Here is a 26,955-nt window from a genome sequence, read left to right on the forward strand (position 1 = left end):
TGCTTTACAGCTTGATTGTTAGCGCGCTTCGACCAGACTGGTCGAGTGCACGGCGTTTATTACCGGGCGGGCGCGCTGCAGAATTCGCTACGACACCACCGCAAGCCATTCTTTCGGAGCACACATGATGAACACCCGTCGACTCGGCCGGCAAGGCCCGCAAGTATCCACCATCGGTCTCGGCTGCATGGGCATGTCCGACCTGTACGGCCCCTCCGATCGCGACGAAAGCATCGCGACGCTGCACGCCGCGCTCGATTCCGGCGTCACCTTGCTCGACACGGGCGACTTCTACGGCATGGGCCACAACGAAATGCTGATTGGCGATGCGCTACGCGGCCGTCAACGCGAAAACGTGCTGGTCAGCGTGAAGTTCGGCGCGCTGCGCGATCCCAGCGGCAATTGGATCGGCAACGACGGCCGGCCGGCGTCGGTGCGCAATTTTCTCGCGTATTCGCTGAAGCGGTTGGGAACCGACTATATCGACATCTATCGTCCTTCGCGACTGGACCCGGCGGTGCCGATCGAGGACACCGTCGGCGCAATCGCGGATCTCGTCCAGCAGGGGTATGTGCGGCATGTCGGCTTGTCCGAAGTGGGCGAAGAGACGCTGCGCCGCGCCCACGCGGTTACACCCATCAGCGACTTGCAGATCGAGTATTCGTTGATGTCGCGCGGCATCGAGCGCGGCATCCTGCAGACCTGCCGCGAGCTCGGCATCGGCGTGACCGCGTACGGCGTGCTGTCGCGCGGGCTGCTGAGCGGCAGCTGGTCGAAGGACCGTAAGCTCGAGCGCGATTTCCGCAGTACCAGCCCGCGCTTCCAGGGCGAGAACCTCGAGCGCAATCTGCAACTGGTCGAGCAACTGCGCGAAGTGGCGCACGCGCATCGCAGCAGCCCGGCGCAGCTGGCGCTCGCATGGGTGCTCACGCGCGGCGACGATATTGTGCCGCTGATCGGCGCGCGGCGCCGCCCGCAGTTGGACGATGCGGTATCCGCGCTCAATGTCGCGCTGAGCGCCGATGAGCTCGCGCAGATCGAGGCGGCCGTGCCGGCCGGGGCGGTCGCGGGCCAGCGCTACAACGAAATCGGCATGCGGCATCTCGACAGCGAGCCGCACCCGGCTCACTAGATAGTGTGCGGCCGCCGCGCCGCGCTCGCGACCTCTGCATTGACGGCGGGCTGCACGTCGGCCTGCCGCTCCACGATCCGCCCATCCTTCTTTCCTTCCGGCGACCTGCGCCTCGCCATCGGTCCGAAACCCGCTTGCCGCTTAAGTTTTACGGCGATTTGCCGTTAGGAACGTCAAGCAGCGGCGCGGCGCCGTTGCGCCGCCGCTGCGCATCGGTCCGCCGACCGTGTTGGCGCCACCGGCGCCCAACAATACATCGATTAAACAGTTGTATCGAATTGTTCGGCAAAGGCCAGTTTGGCCGTGCGCTGCCTTTACAATTCTGCTTGAATTTTCATCGCCAATCTGGCCCTTTGACGAAGGATCGCTGCATCGCGCCGCGGCTTTGTCAAGCACGGCAGACGCCGATGGTCACGCTGGCATCGCCGCGGACGTCGCGTCGGCCGACGAACCTGGAGTAAAACATGTCGAATCGTCGTTTCGACAGAAGCGTCGCGGTCCCGGCAGCACGGGCGGGGCTGGCTGCACTGACGCTCGCCATCGCGCTCGGTGGCTGTGTGAACGTGGCCCAGCAGGGCGTCGGTGCGGATGCGCCGGCCTCGGGTGTGCCGGTCGCGTCCGCGCCGGCCGCCGCAGCCTCTGGCACTACGGTCGTCGTTGCGCAGGCCGCGTCCGCGCCAGCGGCCGCCGCGAAAGCGGCCGTGCCGCCTCAGGCCGTGAAGCCCGCTAGCTACAAGGTGCGCCGCGGCGATACAGTCAAACGGATCGCGCAGAAGCACCACATCACCGTCAAGCAACTGCTCGCGTGGAACCGGTTGAAGGCGTCGGCGCGCGTGAAGCCGGGGCAGACGCTGATCGTTTCGTCGCCCGACGCAGCACGCAATGCGACCACCGAGGCCGCGACCGCGCCGGCTGCGGATACAGCGTCTGCCGACGCGCAGCAAACGCCGACCGATGATTCAACCGTCGAGCCGCCCACGCCCGCGCAAGCGCGTGATGTGGCCACCGCGTTGTCGCGCCACGCGAACGGTGTGTCGCTCGCATGGCCGGCGCAGGGTAGCGTCGTCGAGACCTTCCAGCCCGGCGAAACGCGCGGCATCGAGATCGGCGGCAAGCCCGGCGACCCGGTGCGCGCGGCGGCCGACGGCAAGGTGATGTACGCGGGCACCGGTCTGAATGAGTACGGCAGCCTGATCATCGTGCAGCACAACAAGGACTTCCTGACCGCGTATTCGCACAACCGCAAGCTGCTGGTGAGGACGGGCGACATCGTCCGCAAAGGGCAGCAGATCGCGGAGATGGGCAGCGAAAACAACACGCGAGTGTCGGTGGGCTTCGAGGTTCGGCGCGACGGCAAGCCAGTCGACCCCATGCCTTATTTGCCTAGCGATCGGGGATAAATCGCGCCGAATAGCGGTGTGATAGTGGTGATTCGCGGTGGTTCGCGGTGGCATCTCAATTTCGAACGATTTCATTTCAGAATCGGAATCGCGCGCATAATCGAGCCCATCAGCCTGTCTGTTGCCCGCTTGCGCCTATGAACCGCCTTCCCGATCCGCATTCCCGTCCACGCGTCTGGGCCATCGGCATCAGCAAGTTGCGCGACCTGTTTCGCGACATCGTCGGTGAATACGACGGCCGCGCCGATCTGCAACTGGTGTCGCTGGGTTATGAGGACGCCGTCCGCGAGCTCCAGGCCGCCGGCCCGCAGCGGCCGGACGTGGTGGTCGCCGCTGGCTCGAACGGCACCTATCTGAAGGCGCGCGTCGACGTACCCGTGGTGCTGGTCAGCCCGACCGGCTTCGACGTGATGCATGCGCTCGCGCGCGCCCGGCGCGATGCGGCGTCGGTCGCCCTCGTGACCTACGGCGAAACGCCGCCCGAGGCGCGCCGTTTCGCCGCCGCATTTGGTCTTGACCTGCTATTCGCGTCGTACCGTTCCGCCCAGGACGCGGAAGCCTGTGTGCTCGATCTGCGCGATCGTGGCGTCGATGCGGTCGTGGGTCCCGGGCTTGTCACCGATATTGCGGCGCGCGTCGGCATGGCAGCCGTATTTCTTTACTCGCGCGCATCGGTGCGGGCCGCGGTCGATACCGCGCTCGAAGTCGCGCAGGCCACATGGAGCGAGATCTCGCGCCGGCAACGTGTTGACAACGTGCTGCAGCATTTGCGCGACGGTGTGGCGGCGCTCGATGCGCAAGGGCGCGTCGAAGCGATCAATCAGCGTCTGGCGGCGGCGCTCGGCATTGAGCCGGCCGCGGCGGTCGGCCGGCCGCTCGCGGAACTTGCGCCGGACCTCGCACAAAGCGCGCTCGATACCGAAGGCGAATCGCTCGAAAGCGTGCGCGGCGTCAGCTACGTGGTGCATCGTGGGCCGCTCGTCGAGCGCGGCGTGACAAGCGGCATGGTGTTGACGTTTCAGGAATCGCGTGCGGTCGAACGGCTCGATCGAACCTTGCGTTCGCGCCAGCGCGCGCAGCAATTTACCGCGCGTTACCGGCTCGATGATCTGATCGGCGAGTGCGACGCGATCGATCATGTGCGCAAGCTGGTGCGCCGCTATGCAAAGTCGGATGCGACCGTGCTGGTCCGCGGCGAGAGCGGCACCGGCAAGGAAATGATCGCGCAGAGTCTGCATCAGCTTAGTGCGCGGCGCGACTTTCCGTTTGTCGCGATCAACTGCGGTGCGTTTCCCGAGGCGTTGCTGGAAAGCGAACTGTTCGGCTACGAAGAGGGCGCTTTTACCGGCGCGCGGCGCGGCGGCAAGGCGGGGCTGATCGAAGCCGCGCATCGCGGCACGCTGTTCCTCGACGAGATCGGCGAGATGCCGCTGCCGCTGCAAAGCCGGCTGCTGCGCGTGTTGCAGGAGCGCGAGGTGGTGCGGCTCGGCTCAACCGAGCCCACCCGCATCGACGTGCGGATCGTCGCTGCAACGCATCGTTCGCTGACCGAAGCGGTCGACACTGCGGAATTTCGCGCGGATCTGTTCTACCGGCTCAATATCCTGAATATCGCATTGCCGCCGCTGCGCGAGCGGCAAGCGGACATCGTGCCGCTTGCCGCGGAACTGCTGTATCAGGCCGCGCGGCGCGAGCCGCGTCTGGCTGCGCATGTCGGCACGGTGGATCAGGCCGCGCGTGTGCTGGCCGGCGTGCGCGAGCCGCTTTGCCGGCACGCGTGGCCGGGCAATGTGCGTGAAGTGCAGAACGTGATCGAGCGGGTCGCGGTCGAACTGGCGGACAGCGGCGAGAGCGGCGCGCGCGGCGCACCGGTGCTGACGGTCGACGTGTTGCGGACGATCGCGCCGGAAGTGTTCGACGATGCAACGCCTGTTGCACGCGCATTGACCTTGCGTCAGCGCAGCCGCCGGGTCGAAGCCGACGAGATACGCGCGGCGCTCGAAGCCTGCGGCGGCGATCGCGACCGCGTATGCAAGATGCTCGGCATCAGCAAGACGACGCTATGGCGCAAGCTGAATGCGGCGGCGTAGTGCATCAAAGGGGGGCGAAGAAGGACGCATCGAAGGGCGCAAAAGGCATCCCGCAAAGTCTCACCTTTGAACGACACCGCATTCAATAGAAAGCATTGCCAGGTAATGGATGATGCGGCGTCACCGCGGTGCCACGGTGCGTCGCCGGTGTCCGGATGGCTTGCGCCTGCATGTTCCGCGGCGAACGCCGTTGCTCCCGAAGGTGAGGAAGTTCAGGACACGCCACAGGTAAAACGCGCATTGCCGGGTTACGTCTGGCCTTGCCGCAACACCTGCGCGACCCGTCCATGTTCGTGCAATACGTCGGCGCTCGACTGTAAAAGTTGCCGATAGCGCGGCAGGAATCCATTGTCCGGCCTGTCTTGCGAGAACAGCGCAACGACACCTTGTGCGGCGCCGATCCGCTCCTGCGGTGTCGCGTCATCGGCATCGAGCATCTCGTCGACGTTCGCGATGATTGTCGACAAGGGGGCAAGCCACCTGAAGTCCGGGCTATTGATCAACGCTTGCAAAAACGCAGCGGGCGTGACGGCGCCGAACTCCTTTTCATACGCGGCGCGCTCATGTTCAAGGATCGCCTTGTGCAACGCGAGCAGCGGTTTGCGAACATCAGCAAGGAATTGAGTGGCTTCGTGATCGTTCATCATGCGGCTCCGGTCATCCTGTCGATCAGGTGAAAGCGCGTCCGTAACAACGCGCAAAAACAAAGTCAAGGCTCGCTTGAACTGCGAAACACAAGGTCGTTCATCGCAAACACCACGCAGGCAAGATGCGCTTCGCATCGATGTTTGCATTTTTGCGCGTAGCGAACGATGCTATGCTTGCAACGCCGTTTTGGGCGTTCGCGAAAGCTGTTCAACGCCGCCTCAAGCCGGCGTCAGCCGGTGCCAGTGCAGTCAACGAAACCTGAAGAATTTTCCGGACATGCGAGACGAACACACGGCCACCTTGCTCGACTATTACACGAGACATCATGCTTCAACGCAATGGCGCGCTTTCCTGACCGCGCTCGCCGAAGAATTCGAAACGCAACTGGAAACGGCGCAATTGCGCGAGCTGATGGCGCGTATCGGTGTCAGATTTGCCGATGCGCATCCAGCGGGTGCGTGCGCGACGCTTGACGATCTCACGTCCTTCTTCAACAACACATGGTCTTCCCTCGACTGGGGCTTTGTGAATCTCGTCGAGCAGGACGACTACCTGGCAATCGAACATTTCGGTGCGCCGCTTGGCGCATTCGGCGAGGCGGCCGGAACGTGGGCGCCCGCGTTTCTCGAAGGCGCATACCGGCATTGGCTGCAGGGACTCGGGGCGGGCGCGCTGGCTTTGCAACACGTCGAAAGCGGCGATCGCCACGCATTGGAATTCCGGCTCGTCAGGACCGCGTGAGCAAAACGATCCGCGTAGTGTCCTCTGCGTGGGTCGAGATCCGGGCGACGATCAAGCCAGCCAGAATGAATGGGTGAGCAGGTCTGGCAGGACCTGGAGGTAGACGAACATGAGTGTTTCAGACGACATCGGCAATCTGTTCCAGCGATTCGGTGGCGACCCCGATCGCTATCAGGAAGTCTCACGCGACGACGACGTGAAGTATGCCGCTTCGCGCTGGCCGCTGCTGACGGCACTCGACATCGCGCACCCGGCACCGGTGCCGGGTGCGGGACAGCCGTTGTCGCGCCCATCGGCCGTGCAGGCAAAGTCCGCGCAGGCAAAGTCCTCCACGCAGCCGCTGGCCGGAGCGCCGGCCGCGAACGCGCCCACGGCGGGTGCCGTCGCGGCTAACCGTGCAACGCTCGATGCGTCGCGCGGGCCGTTCTTCGCGCGCGGTCACCTGTTTGCGACGACGCCGCCGCCGGTCGAACCCGCGCGAGCGGCATCGGCGCGTTTCAGTACAGCGCGTGACGCGCGGGCCGCCGCAAGCGGCACTGAAGCCGCGTCGGGTTCGGTGCGAGCTGGCACCGTGCCTGCGTCGATGACGAGCGCCCCGCAGGGAGGGCCTTCGCCTGCTGCACCGATTACCGACGTGCCAGCAACTGCGGCGCCGATCCGTGACGAGTCACGTCAGCTTCAACCAGGCATCCTTACCGGTCGAAAGCAAACGTTTGCCCAAGCGCCGGGTCCAGGCGCTGTGCCTGCCGCGCAGCCGCAACCGGCTCCGCGCGCGGCGGCCACGGACTCGATTCTGTCGGGCATGTTCGCGATAGCGGCGCGTGAGCCGTCCGCGCAGCCTGCGCCGCGCGAGCTCGCGAGCGTGTTCGCCAGACTGGCCGGCGTGCCGGGCGCCGACCGGAAAAAAACAGGCGGTGGGCAGCCATGAAAGTCATCGCTGTGGTGTCCGCCAAGGGCGGCGTCGGCAAGACGACGCTGGCCGCGAATCTCGCGTCGGTGCTCGGCTCGACCGGGCATCGTGTGATTGCGGTCGACTTCGATCCGCAAAATGCATTGCGCCTCCATTTCGGCGTGCCGGTCGACGATTTCGACGGCATCGCGCGCGCGACAGTCAGCGGCAACGCATGGCGCAGCGTGATGTTCGACGGTATCGATGGCGTCACCGTGCTGCCGCACGGCGCGTTGAATGAAGACGACCGCCGCGCGTTCGAAGCGCGCCTCGACAAGGACCCGCATCTCGTGCGTGAGTCGCTCGAAGCGCTGGCGCTCGGGCCGTCCGACATCGTGCTGATCGACACGCCGCCGGGCGCGACCGCGTATACGCGCGCGGCGTTGATCGCCGCCAGCTTCGTGCTCAACGTCGTGATTGCGGATGCCGCGTCGTATGCGGCGATCCCGCATATGGAAAGGCTTGTCCAGACCTACGCGACGCCGCGCGCCGATTTTCTCGGCGAAGGCTACGTGATCAATCAGGTCGACGTCGGGCGCGATCTGACCAAGGATGTGCTGAAGGTGCTGCGCGACGCGCTTGCGCCCAAGCTGTTTCCGGGTGTCGTGCATCTGGACCAGGGCGTCAGCGAGGCGCTCGCGTACGACACCACGGTGATTCACTACGACCCGCTGTCGCAGGCGTGCGCCGACCTGCGCGCGTGCGGCGACTGGCTCGACACGAGGCTGAACGGGCGGGCCACGCTGCCAAGGAGCGTCGCATGAGCACCACCCCTGAAGACCCGCTGGTCGACACCAACGCGCAAGCGCAGCGCCGTTCGCGCTTCGACCGCTTCGCGTCGCCTCTGATCGACGGTCGCATGCTCGGCACCCGGGTGGTGGCGGTCCTGCTCGGGATCTTCGCGCTCGCCGTGCTGTACTTCGTGTGGACGGTGCCGCTCGAGCCCGTCCAGCAGCTGGTGTTCGCCGTCTGCTGTTTCATCTGCGCGTTGTTGTTCCGCCGCGCGGAAGGGCACTACGTGACGCTCGTGATGATCATGCTGTCGGTGATCGCGACGGGCCGCTATATGTACTGGCGCCTGACCGAGACGACGCACTGGCAGCATCCGCTCGATGCGGCATGGGGCTTGCTGCTCGTCAGCGCCGAAGTGTATGCGGCGCTCGTGCTACTGCTTGGCTACTTCCAGACCGCGTGGCCGCTAAAGCGCAAGCCGCTGCCACTGCCCGTGGACCGCAGCGAATGGCCGACCGTCGACGTGTTTATTCCGACGTACAACGAGCCGCTGTCGGTGGTGAAGCCGACCGTCTATGCGGCGCTCGCGCTCGACTATCCGAAAGACAAGCTGTCGATCCACGTGCTCGACGACGGCCGCCGTCCCGAATTCAAGGCGTTCTGCGAAGAAGTGGGCGTGGCCTGGACCACTCGTTCGAACAACCTCCATGCGAAGGCGGGCAACATCAACGAGGCGTTGAAGATTACCGATGGCGAGTATCTTGCGATCTTCGACTGCGACCACATTCCGACGCGCTCGTTCCTGCAGATCGGACTCGGCTGGTTCCTGCGCGACAAGCGCTTGTCGATGCTGCAGACGCCGCACCATTTCTTCTCGGCGGACCCGTTCGAGAAAAATCTCGGCACCTTCCGCAAGGTGCCGAACGAAGGCGAGCTGTTCTATGGGCTCGTACAGGACGGCAACGACCTGTGGAACGCGACGTTCTTCTGCGGCTCGTGCGCGCTGTTGCGCCGCTCGATGGTCGAGGAGATCGGCGGTATCGCGGTGGAAACCGTGACCGAGGATGCACATACCGCATTGAAACTGCACCGGCGCGGCTACACCACCGCGTACCTCGCGATTCCGCAGGCCGCGGGCCTCGCAACCGAGAACCTCGGCGGTCACATCGGCCAGCGCATCCGCTGGGCGCGCGGGATGACGCAGATTTTCCGCATCGACAATCCGTTGTCCGGGCACGGGCTGTCGCTCGGGCAGCGGCTCTGTTATCTGAACGCGATGATGCACTTCTTTTACGGCGTCCCGCGGCTCGTGTTTCTGACCGCTCCGCTCGCGTATCTGTTCTTCAATGCGCACATCATCGAGGCGCTGGCCGGCACGATCGCGGTCTACGCGCTGCCGCACATGTTCCACGCGAGCATCACGAACTCGCGGATGCAGCGGCAGTTCCGCCATTCGTTCTGGTCCGAGGTGTACGAGTCGGTGCTCGCGTCTTATATCACCGCACCGACCTTGCTTGCGCTGATCAACCCGAAGCTCGGCAAGTTCAACGTGACCGCAAAAGGCGGGCGCATCGAGGAGCAGTACTTCGACTGGAGCATCTCGCGGCCTTATCTGATCCTGCTGATCCTGAACCTGCTTGGTTTTGTGGCCGGCGGCTGGCATATCGCAACGAACTGGAACTCGCACAGCGAAGTCGAAACGACCATCCTGAACCTCGCGTGGACCGGCTACAACATGCTGATTCTCGGTGCGAGCGTCGCCGCCGCGCGCGAGCAGCGGCAGGTGCGCAGCACGCCGCGCGTCGCGATGCGCTTCCCGGCATCGCTGCGTTTCGCGACCGGCCGCACGCTCGCGTGCGAGACCGTCGACTATGGGGAGGGCGGCGTCGCGTTGAAGCTGCCCAGCGAAGTCCATGTGCCGTTGCACGAGAGCGTCGTCGTGTCGCTCTTTCGCGGCAATGATGAGTTCGTGTTTCCCGCGGACGTCACGTACTCGGTGCCGGGCCGCGTCGGCTTGCAGTTCGAGCCGCTCACGCGCGCGCAGGAACTCGAATTCGTGGAGAGCACGTTTGCGCGCGCCGATGCGTGGACCGGCTGGGCGGAAGGGCGCGAAGTCGATACGCCGCTGCGCAGCCTCGGGCATGTGATGAGTGTCGGCGTAAGCGGCATTGCCGGGCTTTTCGAGCATCTCCGCGGCGACTTGCGCGCGCTGATCGCGGGCAAACACAAGACGGTGACACACGACCCCAGGACCGGAAAATAAGCCTATGAGGAACATGCGACGTGACGACGACGCGCGCAGTGACTCGTTTGAATCGATACGACATGGCTCGCGCGACAGCAGACGGTGCGGCGGGTTCGAGAGCACGGCGTCAGGCTTGCGGCGCCATGCGCCATGCCGCGTGTCGCGTGCGGCAGGCGCGTGGCGCGCGCTGCTGAGCAGCTTCGCGATACTCGGTCTGGGCGGCGCATTGTCCGTGGCGCAGGCTGCGGGTCCGGCCGCGCAGCCCGAAGCGCAGCAGGCGGCGGCCGCACCGCTCGGTGCCCAGGCGGGCGTGCGGCAAGAGGCGCCGGTCACCGCGCTGCCGACCGGTACGCCACCAGGTTCGTCGACCGGTTCGACGTCGTCCGCCACGCAATCGGCTGGCCGCTCGTCCGGGGCGGCGAGCGTGAATGCGGCGAGCGCCGCACCCGCGCCGCTTCCCGGCGCCACTGCGCAGCCGCCGCTCGCGGAACCGGTCGCGCCAAGCTTGGGCGCCGTGCGCGCCGGGCGCGACACGATGTCGACCACCGCCGATAACGGCACGCTGACGAACGGCGTGCGCCGCCAGGTGTTCACGTTCGAGCAATTGGGCGCGCTGGACCCGCTGCAACTGCACGGCGTCGACAGCCAGAACGGTGTGCCGTTCTCGGTGCGCGCCGACGAAGTGGTGACCGCCGCGACGCTGCATCTGATCTACAGCTATTCACCGTCGCTGCTCACGAACCTGTCGCATCTGAAAGTGCTGGTGAACGGCGAAGTCGCCGCGACGCTGCCGTTGCCGCGCGAGCAGGCCGGCATGCTGGTCGCGCGCGACATCCCGCTCGACCCGCGGCTGATTACCGAGTTCAACAACCTGAACGTGCAGCTGATCGCGCATTACACACAAGGCTGTGAAGACCCGGCGAGCAGCGCATTGTGGGGCACCGTCAGCAACGCGAGCACGCTCGATCTCACGTTCAGCCCGCTTGCCACGCCGCCCGACCTGGGTCTGCTACCGTTGCCGTTCTTCGACCGCCGCGATATCCGCCGGCTCGAACTGCCGTTTGTGTTCGCCGCGAAACCGAATGCGCAGACGCTCGAGGCGGCCGGCATCGTCGCGTCGTGGTTCGGCTCGCTCGCGCGCTATCGCGGCGCGCTGTTCCCCGCGCAGATCGATAATCCGCCGCAGTCGGGCAATGCGGTGGTGTTTGCCACCAGTGATGAACACCCGGCCGGCGTCACGCTGCCGACCATCGACGGCCCGATGCTCGCCATTGTCGAGCGCGCGGCGCCGGCGCGCGGCAAGCTGCTGCTTGTGCTGGGCCGCGATACGCGCGAGCTGAAGATCGCCGCGACCGCGCTGGCGCTCGGCGAAACGGCGCTGGCCGGCGCCGTGCAGACCATCACGCACATCGATGCGCCGCGCGCCCGCGAGCCGTACGACGCGCCGGCCTGGCTGCCGACCGACCGGCCCGTGAGCTTCGGCGAACTGACGCAGCCCGGCGAACTCTCGGTGTCCGGCTATAACCCGGACGTGATACGCGTGAACCTGCGCGTCGCGCCGGACCTGTTCACGTGGCGCTCGAAGGGCATTCCGATCGATCTGCGCTATCGCTTCACCGCGCGGCCGGCGCCCGACCGCTCGACGCTCAATATCAACGTCGACAACACGTTCGTGCAGTCACTGCGCATTCCGGCGCAGCCGTCGTCGATGCTCGATCTCGGCCGCTATCTGAACCGGCTGCTGCCCGATCACACCGCGCCCGCAGAGCGGGAGATCTATATCCCGTCGCATCTGCTCACCTCGCAGGCGCAGTTGCGCTTCCATTTCTACTACGACATGCCGAAGACCGGCGAATGCCAGGGACAGGTGATCGACAACGTGCGCGGCGAGATCGATCCGAACTCGACCATCGACCTGTCGTCGTTCCCGCATTTCATGGCGCTGCCGAATCTCGCCGCGTTCGCGAACAGCGGTTTCCCGTTCACACGGCTGGCGGACCTGTCGGAGACCGCGGTCATTCTGCCGGCCCAGCCGGGCCTCGCCGACGTCAGCCTGTATCTGATGGTGATGGGACGCATGGGCGCGTCCACCGGCTATCCGGTCACGGGCGTGACGGTCGGCGCACCGGACGATATTTCCCGTTTCGCGGACAAGGATCTGCTGATACTCGGCGCGCCGGCCCAGCAACCGTTGCTGACGACGTGGGAAAAGTCGATGCCGTTCTCATCCGATAAAGATGCCCGTCGCTGGCAACTGTCGAATGCGTCGTTCCGGATTGCCGACTGGTGGTACGGCAATCGCGGCGGCGTGCGGACCGCGGGCCGCGCGGACCTGTCGCTGGTCAACGCGTCGGGGGACGCGATTCTGACCGGGTTCGCGTCGCCGTTGCGCAACGGGCGCAGCGTGGTCGCGCTGATTGCCGCGCCGGGCCAGTCGGATGCCGACCTGATGAGCGCGCTGCTCGATCCGGACCTCGTTAGTCAGATTCAGGGCGGTCTGACCGTCGTGCGCGGCCGCGCGCTCGAAGTGGTGTCGAACGGCGACGTGTACTACGTCGGCCGTTTGTCGCCGATTCAATACCTGCACTGGGCGCTGTCCGAGCATCCGTTGCTGCTGCTATTCGGCGGCGTGATCGCGGCGCTGATTATCGCGGCACTCTTCTACCGGCTGCTGCGCGCGATCGCGGCGCGCCGGCTGCTGGACTGACATGCGGGCCGCCCATGACCCCAGTCTCCGCGCGGCCGCGCGACTGACGCTCCGGTTCGCGTGGGCGTCGGCGCTAAGGCTGACGCTGACCGGCGCGCTCGCGTGCATCGGGTGCGCCGCGCAGGCGGCGCAGCCCGCGCGTTGCGACGACTGGAGTGCATACCGGCAATTCATCGCGCACTTCATGCAGCAGGACGGCCGCATCGTCGATTTTTCGACGGCGGTGCAGCAAAGCACGTCCGAAGGGCAGTCATACGGGATGTTTTTCGCGCTGGTTGCCAATGACCGCGCGACCTTCGACAAGTTGCTCGCGTGGACTCGCGCGAACCTGTCCGCCGGCCGCTTCGACGCTGCCGACCTGAAGCTCCCGGCATGGCAATGGGGCCGTAAGCCGGACGGTTCCTATGGCGTGCTCGATGCGAACTCCGCGTCCGATTCGGACCTGTGGATTGCCTACGACCTGTTCGAGGCCACCCGCTTGTGGCACGAGCCGTCGTACGCGAAACTCGCCTGGGCGCTCGTGACGCAGATCGAGAAACAGGAAGTGGCGACGCTCGCCGGTTTAGGGCCGATGTTGCTGCCTGGCCCGCAAGGTTTCCAGACCGGTGGCACGACGCGTGTGAATCCGAGCTATCTGCCGTTGCCGGTGCTGCGCGCGCTTGCCGCGCAAGCGCCGTCAGGACCGTGGGCGAGCCTCGCTGCGAATGCGTACACGCTCGTGAAAACCACCGCGCCGCTCGGTTTCTCGCCCGATTGGGCGGCGTGGCGCGACGGCCGTTTTATCGTCGATCCGAAAAAAGGCGATGTCGGCAGTTACGACGCGATTCGCGTGTACCTGTGGGCCGGTCTGACCGACCCGACCGATCCACTCGCGAAACCCTGGCTCGATGCGATCGGCGGGATGCGTGAGCGGGTCGCGCAGACGGGTGTACCGCCGGAGCGCGTCGCGACCACCAGCGGCGTTGCGCAGGGCGAAGCGCCGATCGGCTTCTGGGGCGCGCTGCTGCCGTACTTTCGTGCGCTCAACGACGCGCGCGCGGCGAATCTCGCGCAAACGCACCTGGCGGCGTGGGCCGCTGCCGCACAGCAAAACGCGGCGTCCGGTTCAACGACGCCCGGCAACAGCACCCCCCCGCCTGTCTACTACGACGAGGTTCTGATGCTCTTCGGCACCGGCTCCGCCGATGGCCGCTACCGTTTCGACGCAACCGGCCAGCTCGTGCCGCGTTGGGGAAAGCTATGCGAACCTGCCCACGCGCACTCGTAGTCGGTGTTCTGCTCGCGTTTAGCGCAGCGGTTCCCGTTGCGGTCGACGCGCAAGCGCCCGCGAACGACGCGCTCAAGGTGCTGATCGAAGAGGGCAAGTACTGGCAGGCGCACCGGCGCGGCGATCTGGCCGAGCAGTCATGGCAGAAGGTGCTGCGCGTCGATCCGAAGCAGCCCGACGCGCTGTATGGGATGGGCATCGTGCTGGCCGACCGCAAGGACCGCAACGGTGCGCAGCAATATCTCGCGCGTCTGCGCGAAGTGGCGCCGAACTACCCATCGATCGGCGAACTCGCGCGCCGCCTGGGCGAGACGAGTCCGACCGATCAGGCGGTCAACCAGGCGCGGCAGCTCGCGCAAGGCGGCCAGGCCGCGTCCGCCGCGCAGGTTTACCGGCAGGCGCTCGGCTCGAAGCCGACCGACCCGCAGCTCGCGATGGAGTATTACCAGACGCTCGGCGGTACGGAGCAAGGGTGGGATGAAGCGCGCCGCGGGCTTGAGCAGCTCGCGCGCGAGCATCCGCAAGACCCCCGCTACGCGCTTGCGTACGCACAGCATCTGACTTACCGCGAAGCGAACCGGCGTGACGGCATCAACCGGCTCGCGCAACTCGCGAACGATCCGACGGTCGGCGCGCAGGCGAAGGCGAGCTGGCGGCAGGCGCTGCTATGGCTCGGCGTGCGCTCATCGGATACCGCGCTTTTCCAGGCGTATCTGAACGTCGTGCCCGACGACGCGGCGGTCAAGGCGCGCGCCGACTCGATTGCCGATCAGGACCGCCGGGCGCGCGAGCGCGCGCAGCAGAATGCGGAAGTCGATGCGCGCGGCCGAACCATCGCTGAAGGCTTTGCCGCACTCGACCGCGGCGATCTGGTCGTCGCCAAGGCGCGCTTTTCGTCGGTGCTGGCCAGTTCGCCGAACGATGCGGACGCGTTGGGCGGCATGGGCGTCGCGTATCTGAAGCAGGAGCAGTTCAAGGAAGCGCACGATTACCTGGAGCGTGCGTCGCAGGCGGGCGACGCCGCGCGCTGGCGCGAGGCGCTCAATAGCGCGACCTACTGGATGTACACGAGCGAAGGGCTCGGCGCGCAGAGCAACGGCAACTACGCGCAGGCACGCGCGTCATTCGAGCGTGCGATTACCGTGAGTCCCGGCGATGTGACCGCGCAGGCGGCGCTCGGCGATCTGCTGCTGCAAACCGGTGACCCACGTGGCGCCGAAGCGGCCTTCCGGATGGCGCTGCGGCGCCAGGCGGACAATCCGGACGCGATTCGCGGGCTGGTCGGCGCGCTGGCCGCGCAAGGGCGCGGCGACGAAGCGCTCGCCTTCGCGAACCAGTTGACCGATGAGCAGCGCGCCAAAGTGGGCGGCGCGGACAAGCTGCGCGGCGCCGCGCAGGCGGCGCAGGCGCGCGCGGCTGAAGCGCGCGGCGATCTCGGCAGCGCACGCACGCTGTTCGAAGACGCATTGCAGAACGACCCGGACGATCCGTGGCTGCGGCTCGACCTGGCGCGCATCTACGCGAAGCAGGGCGCGTACGCGACTGCGAAGAGCATGATGGACGGCCTCGTCGCGCTGCATCCGGATATGCCGGATGCCCTGTACGCCAGTGCGCTGCTGGCCGCCGACATGCAGGACTGGCGTTATGGGCTCAGCCAGCTCGACCGGATTCCCGCCGACAAACGCACGCAGCCGATGACGGTGCTGCAGCACCGGCTATGGGTGCATCAGCAGGCTGATGATGCGACCGCGCTCGCGCGCGCCGGGCGTGCCGCGCAGGGACGCGCGCTGTTACAGGCGGCTGAGCCGATCGCGGGACAGGATCCCGAACTGATCGGTGTGATCGCAACGGGCTACGTGAACACCGGCGACCCGGGCCGCGCGCTGATGATCGTGCGCAACGCGCTTGCTCGCGCACCGGGCGATGTGGGTCTGCAGCTCACGGCTGCCGGCATTCTGTTGAACACCGGCCAGGACGCGGAACTGGGCGCCGTGATGCGCCGGCTTGCGTCGACGCCTCTCTCGGCGCAGCAGAGGCAGGATTTCGAGCGGCTCAACGTGGCGATCGTCGTGAAGCGCACTGACACGTTGCGCCAGGCGGGTGATCTCGCGAGCGCCTATGACGTGCTCGGGCCGTGGCTCGCCGCGCGTCCCGACGACCCGGACATTCTCGCGGCGCTCGCGCGCCTTTATACCGCGGCGAAGGACAACGCGAACGCGCTCGCGACTTACCGTCTCGCGCTGGCGCAAAAGCCAGCCGACGTCGGTTTGCTGACCGCGGCGGCCGGCGCCGCAACGTCGACGCGCGACTTCAGTTTTGCCGAGGCGACCATCACCCAGGCGCTTGCCGCGGCGCCGAACGATCCGGACGTGCTGGCCACGGCCGGCCGGATGTATCGTGCACAAGGCAAAAACACCCTTGCCGCGCAGTACCTGCAGCGCGCGCTGTATGCGCAGAACGCGGCGCTTGCGCCCGCTGGCGCGTTGGGCCGACCGAACGCGGCGAGCGGCTGGAATGTACCGCCGCGCCCGTCGGGGCCGATTCCGCCACCCGGTATGAATCCTTTTTCGAACAAGGTAACGGGCGGCACGAGTGGTTTTCCGGCGATGCCCGTTGCGGGCTCGTTCGACCCGGCGTACCGCGCGGCGAGCAGCATGCCACGCAGTGCGCCCGTCCGTCTCGCTGTGTCTCAACCGGATCCGATGCCTGACATGCCTGCTTATCTACCGCCGATGCCGCCGGCCCAAGCGGTGCCGTATGTCGCTCCCGGGCCTGGCATGCCGATGAATTCGCTCGCGCCTGCGCTGCCGGCGGCGCCTTCGGGCGGTGCGGGCGGTGCCGCGTATGCGGACCCGCGGTACGCCGCACCCGCGGATGCCGGAGGATATGGCCCAGATCAGTACGGCTCGATACAGGCCGGCAGCGGGCTGGCGCCGGGGCAAGCGTATCCGGCGCAGCCTTATCCGGCCAGTGCGGATGCGGGGCAACCGTATCCCGTGCAGCCGGCGTATCCCACGCAGCCGGTGTATCCGCAGGGCGGTACTCCGCCGACGCAGCCCTACGCGCAGCCGCCTGCCGGGTATGCGCAGCCCTACGCGCAGCCGCCTGCCGGGTATGCGCAGGCTGGCGCTTATGCACCGCAACCGGCCGATGCGTACGTCAGCACGCCGTGGCCGATGTCGCCGCAGGCGGCTCAAGCGACGCAAGCCGCGCAAACCGGCGCCTATGCCCAGAATAACGCTGGCGCCGCGAAGCGGCGGACCTCTGGCAAGAACGCACGCGGTACGACGCAGACGACGCAGGCGCAGGACGCGTATGCGGCGGGATACGCGGCTGGCTACGCTCAGCGTAATCCGCAGCAGCAGGCCTATCCGCAACCGGCTTATCCACCGCAGCAGCAAACTTACGCACAGCAGGGCTATCCGCAGCAGCCGTATCAGCCGCAGTACGCGGCTCAAGGCTATCAACCGCAACCGTACGCGCCGCCACCGCCGGGACCGCAGGGCTATACGAACCAGGGCTACGGCCTCGTGCCATATGTGCCGCAGCCACCGGCGCCGCGCATGAGCGCGCAGAACCCGTACGCGCCGTACCAGCCGCAGGGCGCCGCGGCTCAACCGCCGTCAGCGGCCGCGCAACAGACCATGACGGTCGAGGAGGAACTGGCGCAGATCAACCGCGAGCAGACCAGCACGATCAGTGGCGGCATTCTGTTTCGCAATCGCAACGGCGAAGACGGACTGTCGAATCTGAACGACATCGAAGCGCCGCTGCAAGGACGAATTCACGCCGGCGACGGTCACGTGGTGATCACCGCGACGCCAGTGCTGCTCGATGCCGGCACGTCGGACGCGTCCCCGAACACCCTCGCGCGCTTCGGCTCCGGCGCATTCCAGCGCAACACCACGCCGTCGGGCTCGCAGCACGCGGCCGGTGTCGGCGCGTCGATCGGCTACGAGATCGGCGGCCTGACAGCGGACGTCGGCGCGACGCCATTCGGCTTTCGCGAGCAGAACGTCGTTGGCGGGCTGCAATACAGCGGCGGCTTGAGCGATAAGGTGACCTACAAGCTGACCGCCGGGCGGCGTCCGGTCACTGATAGTCTGCTGTCGTATGCCGGCACGAAGGACGACGCGACCGGGCAGGAGTGGGGGGGCGTGACATCGAATGGGGTGCGCGGCGATCTCGCGTGGGACGATGGCACGAGCGGCGTCTATCTGAATGGCGAGTTCCAGTATCTGGAAGGCACCAATGTGAAGAGCAACACCGCGGGCAAGGGCGGCGGCGGGTTCTATACGCGCGTCTACAAGGACGAAGACCAGACTTTGACCGCCGGCGTCAACACGACGCTGATGCACTATGCGAACAACCTGTCGTTCTTCACGCTCGGTCAGGGCGGCTACTTCAGTCCGCAGCAGTATGTGATTCTGAATGTGCCGATCCGCTGGACCGGCAAGAACGGCCACTTCTCATACGACCTCGGCGGTTCGCTGGGCGTGCAGCACTATCGGCAGGACAGCTCGCTGTATTACCCGACGAACGCCGGCGAGCAGGCATCGGCCGCGAGCCAGAATCTCGCGCCGGACCCGGGCGCCGTGTATCCGTCGCAAAGCCACACCGGTGTGTCGTACTCGTTCGATGCGGTCGGCGAGTATCAGCTCGCACCGCAGTTGACGGTGGGGGCGTCGGCGTCGTTCAGCAACGCGTACCAGTATCGCGAGTTCCTCGCCGCCGTCTACGTGCGCTACGCGTTCACGAAGCAGACCGGCTTCGCAACGACGTTCCCGCCGACACCATTGACGTCGCCGTATTTGCCGACGAACTACTGAGCGGCGTCGCGCTTCGCGCAACCGCGACGCGCTCAGGCGATGACGGAAACGCGTATCCTTGCGTGGCCGGGTCGCCGCGATGGCCGTTGCGATGCCGTCATGCGGTCCGGCGCCCGACCCCGCTCCCGCCACCCCTCGCTCCGCCGTCCGACCATGCGCCGACTTCCGCCGCTCAACGCGCTGCAAATTTTCGAGACCGTGGCGCGCTATCGCAGCTTCACGCGGGCCGCGGACCACCTGTGCCTCACGCAAGGCGCGGTGAGCCGGCAGATCCTCGCGCTCGAGGAGTACTACCGGTTTGCGCTCTTCAAGCGGCATGCGAAGGGGCTCACGCTGACCGCCGAGGCCGAGCAGTTGCTGCCGGCGGTCAAGGAAAGCTTTGCGCGCATCGAGGAAGTGTCGCTGCGGCTCACGCGCCAGCGAACCGACCTCGCGTTGAAAGTCCCGACCTGTGTGATGCGCTGGATGCTGCCGAAGATCATGCAGTTCCAGACCGAGTATGCGGATCTGCACGTGCAGATCACGACGACCTGGCAACACGACGTCGATTTCGAGGCCGAGCCGTTCGATGCGGCGATCGTCTACGGCATGTCGCCGGGCGCCGGCGTGCAATCGTTGCCGCTGTTCGACGAACGCTTGACGCCGGTGTGTGCCCCGCAGTTGCTCAACGACAAGCCGCTCGCGCACGCCGCCGATCTCGCGCGGCACACGCTGCTGCATCCGACACGCGATCACCGCGACTGGACGAGGTGGCTCGAACACGTCGATGCGGCACGCGACGTCGACGCGGCGCGCGGGCCGAGCTTCGATACGCTCGATCTCGCGACCAACGCGGCACTGCAAGGTTTCGGCGTGGCGATCAGCGACCTCGTGCTGATCGAGGAAGACGTCGCGGCGCAGCGGCTCGTGCGGCCGTTCGACGCGGTCCTCACGACCGGCGCGCGCTATTACTTCGTGTTCCCGGACAGCGTCGCGCACCAGCAGAAGGTCGAACTGTTTCGCGCGTGGCTTGCAACGCATGGCGCGTCATAGCGCGGATTGGCGGCGCCGCGTTCTGGCGGACGCAGCCGCACGCGTAACCGTGTGCGGCCCGGCCTGTCGCGGCCTGGCCTGTCGTCAAGGCACGACCGACAGAAACAGATACGCGGCGAGCAGCGACAGATGCACCGCGCCTTGCAGGATCGTCGTGCGCCCGGTGCTGAGCGTCAGCGTACAGACGATCAGCGTCAGGAACAGCAGTACCGAGTCCTTGCCGTCGAGGCCGAGCATAAGCGACTGGCCCGTCCACAGAATCACGACCGCGACCGTCGGAATGGTCAGGCCGATACTGGCAAGCGCCGAACCGAGCGCGAGGTTCAGACTGGTCTGCAGGCGGTCTGCACGCGCGGCGCGTACCGCGGCAAAGCCTTCCGGCAGCAGCACGAGCGCGGCGATCACGACGCCCACCGCGGCCGGCGGCGCGCCAGCGCCGGCCACTGCGCGTTCGATCGACGGCGACATCTGCTTGGCGAGCAGCACGACCGCAACCAGCGACACGAACAGCAGCAACAGGCTCAGCAGCGCGATCGGGACGCTTGGCGGCGCCGCATGGACGTCTTCATCGTGCGTGTTCGCGAGGAAATAGTCGCGATGCCGGATGGTCTGCACGAACACGAACACGCCGTATAACACCAGCGACGAGACGCCGGCAAACGCGAGCTGCGACGTGGACAGCACCGGGCCGGGAACGGTGCGCGTGTAGTTCGGGATTACCAGCGAGAGCACCGACAGCGACGCGAGCACCGCGAGCGTCGCACTCGCGCCGCGGGTCTGGAAATCCTGCTCGCGATGCCGCAGCCCGCCCACCAGTAGACAAAGGCCGACAATGCCGTTGCAGACGAGCATCACCGCGGCGAACACGGTATCGCGCGCGAGCCCTGCTTTTTCCGGGCCGGATGACAGCATCACCGAGACGATCAGCGCCACTTCGATGACGGTCACCGCGACCGCCAGCACGAGCGTGCCGAATGGCTCACCGACCTTGTGCGCGACGACCTCCGCATGGTGGACGCCCGCGAACACGGAGCCGGCCAGCGCGATGCCGGTCAGCGCGATCAGTACCGGATGTCCGGGCAGCATCAGCCCTGCGACGAACACGACCCAGGCGGCAAACGGGGTGCCAATGGTCCAACGGGGCAGCACGGACGAAGAGGTGGCCATTCGTTCATTCCTTTTGTTATGCAGCGAGTCGGCACACGACGGTTCACATATTAGTTTAAGAATATGCTGTAACCTACTAAACTGTAAGGAAATTCTGTGGTATTGAAACGGCTTTCCAGAGGCGCCTCAAGATGATCAGAAACCAGGAAACATTGAACCTGCTGCTCGACAGCATTACACGCTTCGTTCGTGAACGGCTCGTGCCGAATGAGGAAATCGTCGCGCAGACCGATCAGATTCCGGCCGGGTTGCTGCAGGAAATGAAGGCGCTCGGGCTGTTCGGCCTGTGCCTTCCCGAAGCATACGGCGGCTTGGGCCTGACGACGGAAGAGGAAGTGCGCGTCGCATTCGAACTCGGTAAAACCTCGCCGGCGTTTCGCTCGGCGATCGGCAGCAACAATGGGATCGGCTCGACCGGCCTCGTGCTCGACGGCACGCCTACGCAGAAGCAGAAGTATTTGCCGCGTCTTGCGAGTGGCGAACTGATCGGCTCGTTCTGTCTGACCGAGCCGGAAGCGGGTTCCGATGCGGCTTCGCTGCGCACGACCGCCGTGCGTGACGGTGATCACTATGTGCTCAACGGCACCAAACGCTTTATCACGAATGCGCCTGAAGCCGGTCTCTTCACGGTGATGGCGCGCACCGATCCAGCGGCGAAAGGCGCGGGCGCGATCTCGGCGTTTGTCGTCGAGGCGGGCACGCCCGGGCTGTCGCTCGGCAAGATCGATCAGAAGATGGGACAGAAGGGCGCGCATACCTGCGATGTGATCTTCGACAATTGCCGCGTGAGCGCCGCGAATCTGATCGGCGAGCGCGAGGGGGTCGGCTTCAAGACCGCGATGAAGGTCCTCGACAAAGGGCGGTTGCACATTGCCGCGATTGCGACGGGCGCCGCCGAGCGCATGCTGGCCGACGCGCTGCGTTATGCGATCGAGCGCAAGCAGTTCGGCAAGCCGATTGTCGAGTTCCAGCTGATTCAGGCGATGCTCGCCGACAGCCGCGCGGATATCTATGCGTCGCGTTGCATGATCGTCGATGCGGCGCGGCGGCGCGATGCTGGCGATCGGGTCACGATCGAGGCGTCATGCGCGAAGATGTTCGCGACGGAGATGTGCGGCCGGGTCGCGGACCGCGCGGTACAGATTTTCGGTGGCGCGGGCTATATGGCCGAGTACGGGATCGAGCGCTTCTATCGCGACGTGCGGCTTTTTCGCATCTACGAAGGAACGACGCAGATCCAGCAGATCGTGATTGCGCGCGAGATGCGGCGGGAGTTTGAAAACTGAGGCGGGGATGAAACGGATGGCACCGGAAGAGACCGCGGACGCGGCCTATCGGTGTTGGCACCGCTCTTCCCGAAGAAGAGCGGCGCGTGCCTTGATACCGGACGCGTTACTGACCGACCGGGCGAATCGTCAAGTCGTTCTTGACGTTCTTCACGCCGGACACGCCCTGCGCAAGTTGCGTGGCCTTGTCGACCTGCGGTTGCTCCGGCACCGAACCTTCCAGCCATACGTCGCCGGTGTTTGCGTTCGCACGGACGACGATGTTCGCGGCACTGATACCCTCCGCCTTCGCAAGCTTGGCGCGCACCTTGTGAGCGAGCGCACGGTCCGCTTTCTTCATGGCCTTGTGCTGCTGCTTCGCGCTCGGCTGCGTGCTCAAATCCGCACTCGCGGCATCGCTCGCCTGGGCGTACGCATTGATCGACGCGAGCACGATAAGTGCGCCACCTACCACCTTGACTGCCTGGATCGCCTTCATTCACTTTCTCCTGTTGTCATGCTTAAGCGACGGTCAGCCCCTGAATGGGGACCACTGCACTGCCAACTTCTGTACTTCTGGGATGAAAACGCGTGGAACGGTGCTGAGGTCTTACGGTGTAAACCCCGAACGCGACCTGACGACAACCCGTGAAGGCCAGCTGTTACGGCGGCCATGCGAATGTCTGTCGGAGTGTAAAGATACCGCAATTGGTTCCACAGTGATCGCTTAAGGAAAGCGAATGAGGTTTTGGCACAACGGATTTGGCGTAGACGCGCGATCTGCCTTGCTTTCGGACGCGCCAGACGGTTCACGCGGTTCGCCTCGAGAGGCAGTCCAATGAGTGACAAACAACCCCGCATCGTTTCGCTCGCGCGCGCCGCGTTGCCCGTCGACACGATCGAACTGGCGCGCTATCTGATCGGCAAGTGTCTCGTGCACGACCTGCCGGAAGGGCGCATCAGCGGCCGTATCGTCGAGACGGAGGCCTATCCGGTCGGCGACTCGACCGGGTATGCATTTATCGGGCGTCGCCACTACAACGAATCGCTCTTTCTCGCGCGCGGGCATGCGTATGTGCGGCTTACCTATGGCCTGTCCTACATGTTGAACGTGTCGAGTGAGGCGGAAGGCACCGGCGCCGGTGTGCTGTTGCGCGCGATCGAGCCGCTTGAAGGGATCGCGCGGATGCAGGTGCGCCGGCCCGGCATCAAGCTGCGCGATCTCGCTCGTGGGCCCGGACGGCTGACGCTCGCCTTTGGCGTCGGGCCGTCGCTCAATGGCGTGGATCTATGCACCGGCAGCGGGCTTTGGCTCGGCGCGATCGCGCGCGCGAAGGCTGTGCCGGTCGCGACCACGACGCGTATCGGGCTGTCGCGCGAGATGCATCGGCCGTTGCGCTTCTACGAGCCGGATAGCGCGTTCGTCAGCGGTCCGCGCAAGCTGTTGATGCCGGGTGGGTTGGCCATCGATATCGATAGCGAAAAATAAGCGATGCGATTGATTGATCAAATGACGCGCGGCGCGCTCGTGCCGGAGTCCGTATCTTTGCAGGAACTGCAATTAAGAATCTTCCTAATAGGGGTTTTCCCTTGGGAAGCGGCTGCGTAGACTGCAATCACTGGCTCTCGCATAGGGCGAGAAGTCAAGCAAAAAAAATGTTGGAGGTACAGGTCATGAAATCGCTCATCAAGGCTGTTGCTATTGCTGCTGTGCTGGCTGCTCCGATTGTGTCGTTTGCGCAGTCGAACCAGTCGCCCGTCACGCGCGCTCAGGTTCGCGCCGAACTGGTCCAGTTGGAAAAGGCGGGTTACAACCCGGCGATGTCGAACGACGCGACGTATCCGGCTGATATCCAGGCCGCGGAACGCCGTGTGCAGGCGGAAAACGCCGCGCAAGGCGTGGCGCAGCAGGCGACTGCGGATACCGGCTACGGCGCGGTGGCGGGTGGTACTTCGCAAGCTGGCGCGCCGGTGCAGATCGACCGGTCGCAATCGGTTTATTTTGGGCACTGAGTTTGGCCACTAAGTTAGGCCACTAAGTTAGGCCACTAGGTTTGACCACTAAGTTTGACCACTAAGTTTGACCACTAAGTTTGACCACTGAGTCCGATCACCAAGCGGTCGCGCAAGAAGACAAGCCGGCCTGCGTCGTACAAGGACGCGGGCCGGCTTTCCGTTGAGAACCCGAAGGAAACCTCCGCCGCCGGATTGGCGGCTTTCGCCCAAGCCGATCGGACTGGGCTCTTTTTCGGCTTCCGCATGCGTATTGCAGGATGCCGGGGTCAACCCGCTCCTGTGATGTAGTGTTCGAGTTGCTGGATGGTGAACTGCTGCTCGGCGATGATGTTCTTCACAAGATCCCCGATCGACACCATGCCGATCAGCTTGTCGTGATCGAGCACAGGCAGGTGCCGCATGCGGCGCTCGGTCATCAACGCCATGCACTCGTCGGTCGTCTGCTCAGGGCGAACGAAGCGGACGGCCTTGCTCATGATGTCGCGCACCGGTGTCGACTTCGATGAACGATCCATCAGCACCACCTTGCGCGCATAGTCGCGCTCGGTCACGATGCCGGCGATCGCGTCCCCCTCGGTGACGAGCAATGCGCCGATCTGCTTGTCGGCCATCAGTTTGAGTGCGTTGTAGACCGAATCCGACGCAGTGATCGTATAGACCGTCTGGTCCTGTTTCGATTTGAGTACCTGTGCAACGCTGGTCATAGAGCGGCTCCTTTCGCAGTGCAGCACGCCGGGCGGCATGCCGTCGTCGGGGACTGGTCAATGCAGTATAGGCGGCGCCGGCGAACGCGGCGACGCAGGCTCGGTGCGGCACCGCGCGCAACCGTCCATCCTGATTGGGCGACAGATGGGCGATCACGTTTAGCGGTAAACTCCAGTTCCGAACTTTATCCCCGGTTGTTCACCGGCTCATGTCTGCCATCCGCTTAACGCCATGCCCACGCCTCACGATCCGTCGCTAGCCGTCGGTCAGCCCACCCGAGAATGCGTCGTGCTCGACGCGCAAGCCACGCTTCCCACCCGCTACGGCACGTTTACCGCGTATGTTTTCCGGGTGGCCGATGGCGATGCCGAACACGTCGCGCTCGTGATGGGCGATGTCGCGAACAAACAGTCGGTGCTGACCCGCTTGCATTCCGAGTGTCTGACCGGCGACGTGCTCGGTTCGTACCGCTGCGATTGCGGCGAACAGCTGGACCTGGCGTTGCGCTATATCGCTGCCGAAGGGTGTGGTGTGCTGCTTTATCTTCGGGGTCACGAAGGGCGCGGCATTGGCCTGACGAACAAGATTCGCGCGTATGCGCTGCAGGAGCAGGGGCGCGACACGGTGGAGGCGAATCTCGATCTCGGCTTGCCCGATGATTCACGGGAATACGATTCGGCCGCGGGCATTTTGCGCGTGCTGAAGGTGACGTCGGTGCGGTTGATGAGCAACAACCCGAAGAAGTTCGACTCGCTCGCCAACCATGGCATTCCGGTATGCGAACGCGTCGGGCTGGCGATTCCGATGCGTGAAGAAAACGAACGATATATCCGCACCAAGCAGTCGAAGTTTGGGCACTATTTCGACGAAAATGAGTAACCGGTCGGAAAGGGGTTGATGCTTAACTTCCGGCAAGAGTATTTAGGATGCGCGGGCGATTCAAGGTGCGTTTAAATTTGAAATAAATACGTTTTATCCTTTAATAAAGCCGGAGGCGATCGTTTCGACAGATCGTTGAAGTTGTGAATCGTCTTGATGGGATGCAATAATGGGACTGCAACTCACAGGTGTCGATTCTTCCGGCAGCTTGCGGTATTCTTTTACCGGAACGACACCACAGCTTTTCAGCTATTCGCCGTTCGGTGCAACGCTCGATCAAGGTACGTCCCTTGGCTTCAATGGTGAGCGGCCGGATCCACTGACAGCGGTATTTCATCTGGGCAATGGTTATCGAGCATTTAGTCCGGTATTGATGCGTTTTATGTGTCCCGACAGTGAAAGCCCATTTGGAGTTGGGGGAATAAATTGCTATGCATATTGTGGGAACGATCCGGTAAATTCCGTCGACCCGGATGGCCACATGTTTGGAATCAAGGCGATTGTCGGAAGCACGATTGCAGCGCGGGAGATTCGACGCACCGAAGAAGCGGCTGAGATGGAACGTGCTGCTTCCAAGGCAGCCAAGGAGGCCGAGGCGGCATCCAAAGCGTCTTCAACAACGGTAGACGATGAGGCGGGTTCCAGTTTGACCGTTTATCGCTCCGACGATCGATCCCCAAGGACAATATTTGACGCGGGGGGATTTTTCCCACGGTCGCCGACGTCTCCTGACTTTATTAAGAACATGGCGGACTCTTTCACATTTATCGAAAGCCACATTCGTTCACCGAATCGCCGTCTGGTTTCAACGGGTATAACGGAAGAAACGGGAGGATTCGTTAAAAAATTCATGTACAAAATGGTAATCCCTAATGTTCGGCAGGTTATGCCGTCTGAGGAGGTTTTGGGTGTTAAACCAAAAAAGGTCAATGCGTTTACTCCAAAACTGATCTTAAATGCTCCAACTGCATCGGAGTCGACTGTGCGTGCCGCAAAAAGCAAACTGGAGGTTACGTTTGGGACTCCAATTGAAAGGGATTACATTGTGTCCTACCGCAAAGGTGAGGGCGCGTGGTTACCCTTCCCCAAGGAGAGACCCTGACATCGGGCGACTCGCCCTTGGTGTCGAGGCGACTTTCTCCGTGCCGTGC

The 26,955-nt window shown here is 64.8% G+C and carries 20 protein-coding genes; 16 read left to right on the forward strand and 4 right to left on the reverse strand.

What is annotated here, in order from left to right:
* Positions 1-127: 127 nt before the first annotated feature.
* From HV796_RS08050 to prpR, 3 genes are all read left to right on the forward strand, one after another.
* A complete protein-coding gene (locus tag HV796_RS08050; RefSeq protein ID WP_175226030.1) occupies positions 128-1,132 on the forward strand; it encodes an aldo/keto reductase in 1,005 nt (334 codons plus the stop codon).
* Between the two features lie 464 nt (positions 1,133-1,596).
* The gene (locus HV796_RS08055) at positions 1,597-2,532 is read left to right on the forward strand and encodes a peptidoglycan DD-metalloendopeptidase family protein (protein WP_175225937.1); all 936 of its coding nucleotides are present in this window, start codon (positions 1,597-1,599) and stop codon (positions 2,530-2,532) included.
* A gap of 137 nt (positions 2,533-2,669) precedes the next feature.
* Positions 2,670-4,622, forward strand: coding sequence for a propionate catabolism operon regulatory protein PrpR (prpR, locus tag HV796_RS08060; RefSeq protein ID WP_175225938.1), 1,953 nt, complete (start codon positions 2,670-2,672; stop codon positions 4,620-4,622).
* Between the two features lie 248 nt (positions 4,623-4,870).
* On the opposite strand, the gene HV796_RS08065 is transcribed toward prpR, so the two are convergent.
* Positions 4,871-5,266, reverse strand: a complete 396-nt coding sequence (locus HV796_RS08065; RefSeq protein WP_175226031.1) for a hypothetical protein — start codon at positions 5,264-5,266, stop codon at positions 4,871-4,873.
* Between the two features lie 280 nt (positions 5,267-5,546).
* Here HV796_RS08065 and bcsD point away from each other — a divergent pair, with 280 nt between their 5' ends.
* The 8 genes from bcsD to HV796_RS08105 all read left to right on the forward strand — a co-directional run bounded on the left by bcsD (position 5,547) and on the right by HV796_RS08105 (position 19,772).
* Positions 5,547-6,011 carry a cellulose biosynthesis protein BcsD gene (bcsD, locus tag HV796_RS08070; RefSeq protein WP_175225939.1) on the forward strand — a complete coding sequence of 155 codons (465 nt, stop codon included), beginning with the start codon at positions 5,547-5,549 and terminating at the stop codon, positions 6,009-6,011.
* A 109-nt stretch (positions 6,012-6,120) separates the two neighbouring features.
* Positions 6,121-6,939, forward strand: a complete 819-nt coding sequence (gene bcsP / locus HV796_RS08075) for a cellulose biosynthesis protein BcsP (protein ID WP_175225940.1) — start codon at positions 6,121-6,123, stop codon at positions 6,937-6,939.
* Positions 6,936-7,724, forward strand: coding sequence for a cellulose biosynthesis protein BcsQ (gene bcsQ / locus HV796_RS08080; protein ID WP_175225941.1), 789 nt, complete (start codon positions 6,936-6,938; stop codon positions 7,722-7,724). Before bcsP ends, bcsQ begins: the two co-directional genes overlap by 4 nt.
* On the forward strand, positions 7,721-9,955 hold the full coding sequence (gene bcsA, locus HV796_RS08085; RefSeq protein WP_175225942.1) for a UDP-forming cellulose synthase catalytic subunit: 2,235 nt from the start codon (positions 7,721-7,723) through the stop codon (positions 9,953-9,955). Before bcsQ ends, bcsA begins: the two co-directional genes overlap by 4 nt.
* 4 nt (positions 9,956-9,959) lie before the next feature.
* Positions 9,960-12,644 (forward strand): cellulose biosynthesis cyclic di-GMP-binding regulatory protein BcsB, encoded by a 2,685-nt coding sequence (gene bcsB, locus HV796_RS08090; protein WP_246355751.1) that lies wholly within the window; start codon positions 9,960-9,962, stop codon positions 12,642-12,644.
* Position 12,645: 1 nt separating this feature from the next.
* On the forward strand, positions 12,646-13,911 hold the full coding sequence (gene bcsZ, locus HV796_RS08095) for a cellulose synthase complex periplasmic endoglucanase BcsZ (protein WP_175225943.1): 1,266 nt from the start codon (positions 12,646-12,648) through the stop codon (positions 13,909-13,911).
* Positions 13,884-18,740, forward strand: a complete 4,857-nt coding sequence (locus HV796_RS08100; RefSeq protein WP_175225944.1) for a cellulose synthase subunit BcsC-related outer membrane protein — start codon at positions 13,884-13,886, stop codon at positions 18,738-18,740. The genes bcsZ and HV796_RS08100 overlap by 28 nt, the downstream gene beginning before the upstream one ends.
* Before the next feature lie 153 nt (positions 18,741-18,893).
* Positions 18,894-19,772: a LysR substrate-binding domain-containing protein gene (locus tag HV796_RS08105; RefSeq protein ID WP_175225945.1), complete on the forward strand. Its 879-nt coding sequence runs from the start codon at positions 18,894-18,896 to the stop codon at positions 19,770-19,772.
* An 84-nt stretch (positions 19,773-19,856) separates the two neighbouring features.
* Here the strand turns inward: HV796_RS08105 and HV796_RS08110 are convergent, their stop codons facing one another.
* Positions 19,857-20,939, reverse strand: coding sequence for a calcium:cation antiporter (locus tag HV796_RS08110; protein WP_175225946.1), 1,083 nt, complete (start codon positions 20,937-20,939; stop codon positions 19,857-19,859).
* A gap of 131 nt (positions 20,940-21,070) precedes the next feature.
* Between HV796_RS08110 and HV796_RS08115 the strand changes: the two genes are divergently transcribed.
* On the forward strand, positions 21,071-22,225 hold the full coding sequence (locus HV796_RS08115; protein ID WP_175225947.1) for an acyl-CoA dehydrogenase family protein: 1,155 nt from the start codon (positions 21,071-21,073) through the stop codon (positions 22,223-22,225).
* Positions 22,226-22,331: 106 nt separating this feature from the next.
* Here HV796_RS08115 and HV796_RS08120 read toward each other — a convergent pair whose 3' ends face one another.
* Positions 22,332-22,703 (reverse strand): BON domain-containing protein, encoded by a 372-nt coding sequence (locus tag HV796_RS08120; protein ID WP_175225948.1) that lies wholly within the window; start codon positions 22,701-22,703, stop codon positions 22,332-22,334.
* A gap of 339 nt (positions 22,704-23,042) precedes the next feature.
* Here HV796_RS08120 and HV796_RS08125 point away from each other — a divergent pair, with 339 nt between their 5' ends.
* Positions 23,043-23,693, forward strand: a complete 651-nt coding sequence (locus HV796_RS08125) for a DNA-3-methyladenine glycosylase (RefSeq protein ID WP_175225949.1) — start codon at positions 23,043-23,045, stop codon at positions 23,691-23,693.
* Between the two features lie 185 nt (positions 23,694-23,878).
* On the forward strand, positions 23,879-24,217 hold the full coding sequence (locus HV796_RS08130; protein WP_175225950.1) for a DUF4148 domain-containing protein: 339 nt from the start codon (positions 23,879-23,881) through the stop codon (positions 24,215-24,217).
* Between the two features lie 269 nt (positions 24,218-24,486).
* Here HV796_RS08130 and HV796_RS08135 read toward each other — a convergent pair whose 3' ends face one another.
* On the reverse strand, positions 24,487-24,924 hold the full coding sequence (locus tag HV796_RS08135) for a CBS domain-containing protein (RefSeq protein ID WP_175225951.1): 438 nt from the start codon (positions 24,922-24,924) through the stop codon (positions 24,487-24,489).
* Between the two features lie 232 nt (positions 24,925-25,156).
* Between HV796_RS08135 and ribA the strand changes: the two genes are divergently transcribed.
* Together ribA and HV796_RS08145 are read left to right on the forward strand one after the other, a co-directional pair.
* The gene (gene ribA / locus HV796_RS08140; protein WP_175225952.1) at positions 25,157-25,804 is read left to right on the forward strand and encodes a GTP cyclohydrolase II; all 648 of its coding nucleotides are present in this window, start codon (positions 25,157-25,159) and stop codon (positions 25,802-25,804) included.
* A gap of 169 nt (positions 25,805-25,973) precedes the next feature.
* Positions 25,974-26,906: an RHS repeat-associated core domain-containing protein gene (locus HV796_RS08145; RefSeq protein ID WP_175225953.1), complete on the forward strand. Its 933-nt coding sequence runs from the start codon at positions 25,974-25,976 to the stop codon at positions 26,904-26,906.
* The last annotated feature ends 49 nt before the right edge of the window (positions 26,907-26,955 follow it).

It is taken from the genome of Paraburkholderia humisilvae, from assembly GCF_902859855.1.
Classification (GTDB): Bacteria; Pseudomonadota; Gammaproteobacteria; order Burkholderiales; family Burkholderiaceae; genus Paraburkholderia; species Paraburkholderia humisilvae.

Bases quoted from the DNA above. Each gene is read 5' to 3' on its own strand.
- bcsQ (WP_175225941.1), top strand. From the start codon at position 6,936: ATGAAAGTCATCGCTGTGGTGTCCGCCAAGGGCGGCGTCGGCAAGACG.
- HV796_RS08050 (WP_175226030.1), top strand. From the start codon at position 128: ATGAACACCCGTCGACTCGGCCGGCAAGGCCCGCAAGTATCCACCATC.
- prpR (WP_175225938.1), top strand. From the start codon at position 2,670: ATGAACCGCCTTCCCGATCCGCATTCCCGTCCACGCGTCTGGGCCATC.
- bcsB (WP_246355751.1), top strand. From the start codon at position 9,960: ATGAGGAACATGCGACGTGACGACGACGCGCGCAGTGACTCGTTTGAA.
- bcsZ (WP_175225943.1), top strand. From the start codon at position 12,646: ATGCGGGCCGCCCATGACCCCAGTCTCCGCGCGGCCGCGCGACTGACG.
- HV796_RS08145 (WP_175225953.1), top strand. From the start codon at position 25,974: ATGGGACTGCAACTCACAGGTGTCGATTCTTCCGGCAGCTTGCGGTAT.
- HV796_RS08130 (WP_175225950.1), top strand. From the start codon at position 23,879: ATGAAATCGCTCATCAAGGCTGTTGCTATTGCTGCTGTGCTGGCTGCT.
- HV796_RS08105 (WP_175225945.1), top strand. From the start codon at position 18,894: ATGCGCCGACTTCCGCCGCTCAACGCGCTGCAAATTTTCGAGACCGTG.
- HV796_RS08135 (WP_175225951.1), bottom strand. From the start codon at position 24,924: ATGACCAGCGTTGCACAGGTACTCAAATCGAAACAGGACCAGACGGTC.
- bcsA (WP_175225942.1), top strand. From the start codon at position 7,721: ATGAGCACCACCCCTGAAGACCCGCTGGTCGACACCAACGCGCAAGCG.
- bcsP (WP_175225940.1), top strand. From the start codon at position 6,121: ATGAGTGTTTCAGACGACATCGGCAATCTGTTCCAGCGATTCGGTGGC.
- HV796_RS08100 (WP_175225944.1), top strand. From the start codon at position 13,884: ATGCGAACCTGCCCACGCGCACTCGTAGTCGGTGTTCTGCTCGCGTTT.
- ribA (WP_175225952.1), top strand. From the start codon at position 25,157: ATGCCCACGCCTCACGATCCGTCGCTAGCCGTCGGTCAGCCCACCCGA.
- HV796_RS08115 (WP_175225947.1), top strand. From the start codon at position 21,071: ATGATCAGAAACCAGGAAACATTGAACCTGCTGCTCGACAGCATTACA.
- HV796_RS08055 (WP_175225937.1), top strand. From the start codon at position 1,597: ATGTCGAATCGTCGTTTCGACAGAAGCGTCGCGGTCCCGGCAGCACGG.
- HV796_RS08120 (WP_175225948.1), bottom strand. From the start codon at position 22,703: ATGAAGGCGATCCAGGCAGTCAAGGTGGTAGGTGGCGCACTTATCGTG.
- HV796_RS08125 (WP_175225949.1), top strand. From the start codon at position 23,043: ATGAGTGACAAACAACCCCGCATCGTTTCGCTCGCGCGCGCCGCGTTG.
- bcsD (WP_175225939.1), top strand. From the start codon at position 5,547: ATGCGAGACGAACACACGGCCACCTTGCTCGACTATTACACGAGACAT.
- HV796_RS08065 (WP_175226031.1), bottom strand. From the start codon at position 5,266: ATGAACGATCACGAAGCCACTCAATTCCTTGCTGATGTTCGCAAACCG.
- HV796_RS08110 (WP_175225946.1), bottom strand. From the start codon at position 20,939: ATGGCCACCTCTTCGTCCGTGCTGCCCCGTTGGACCATTGGCACCCCG.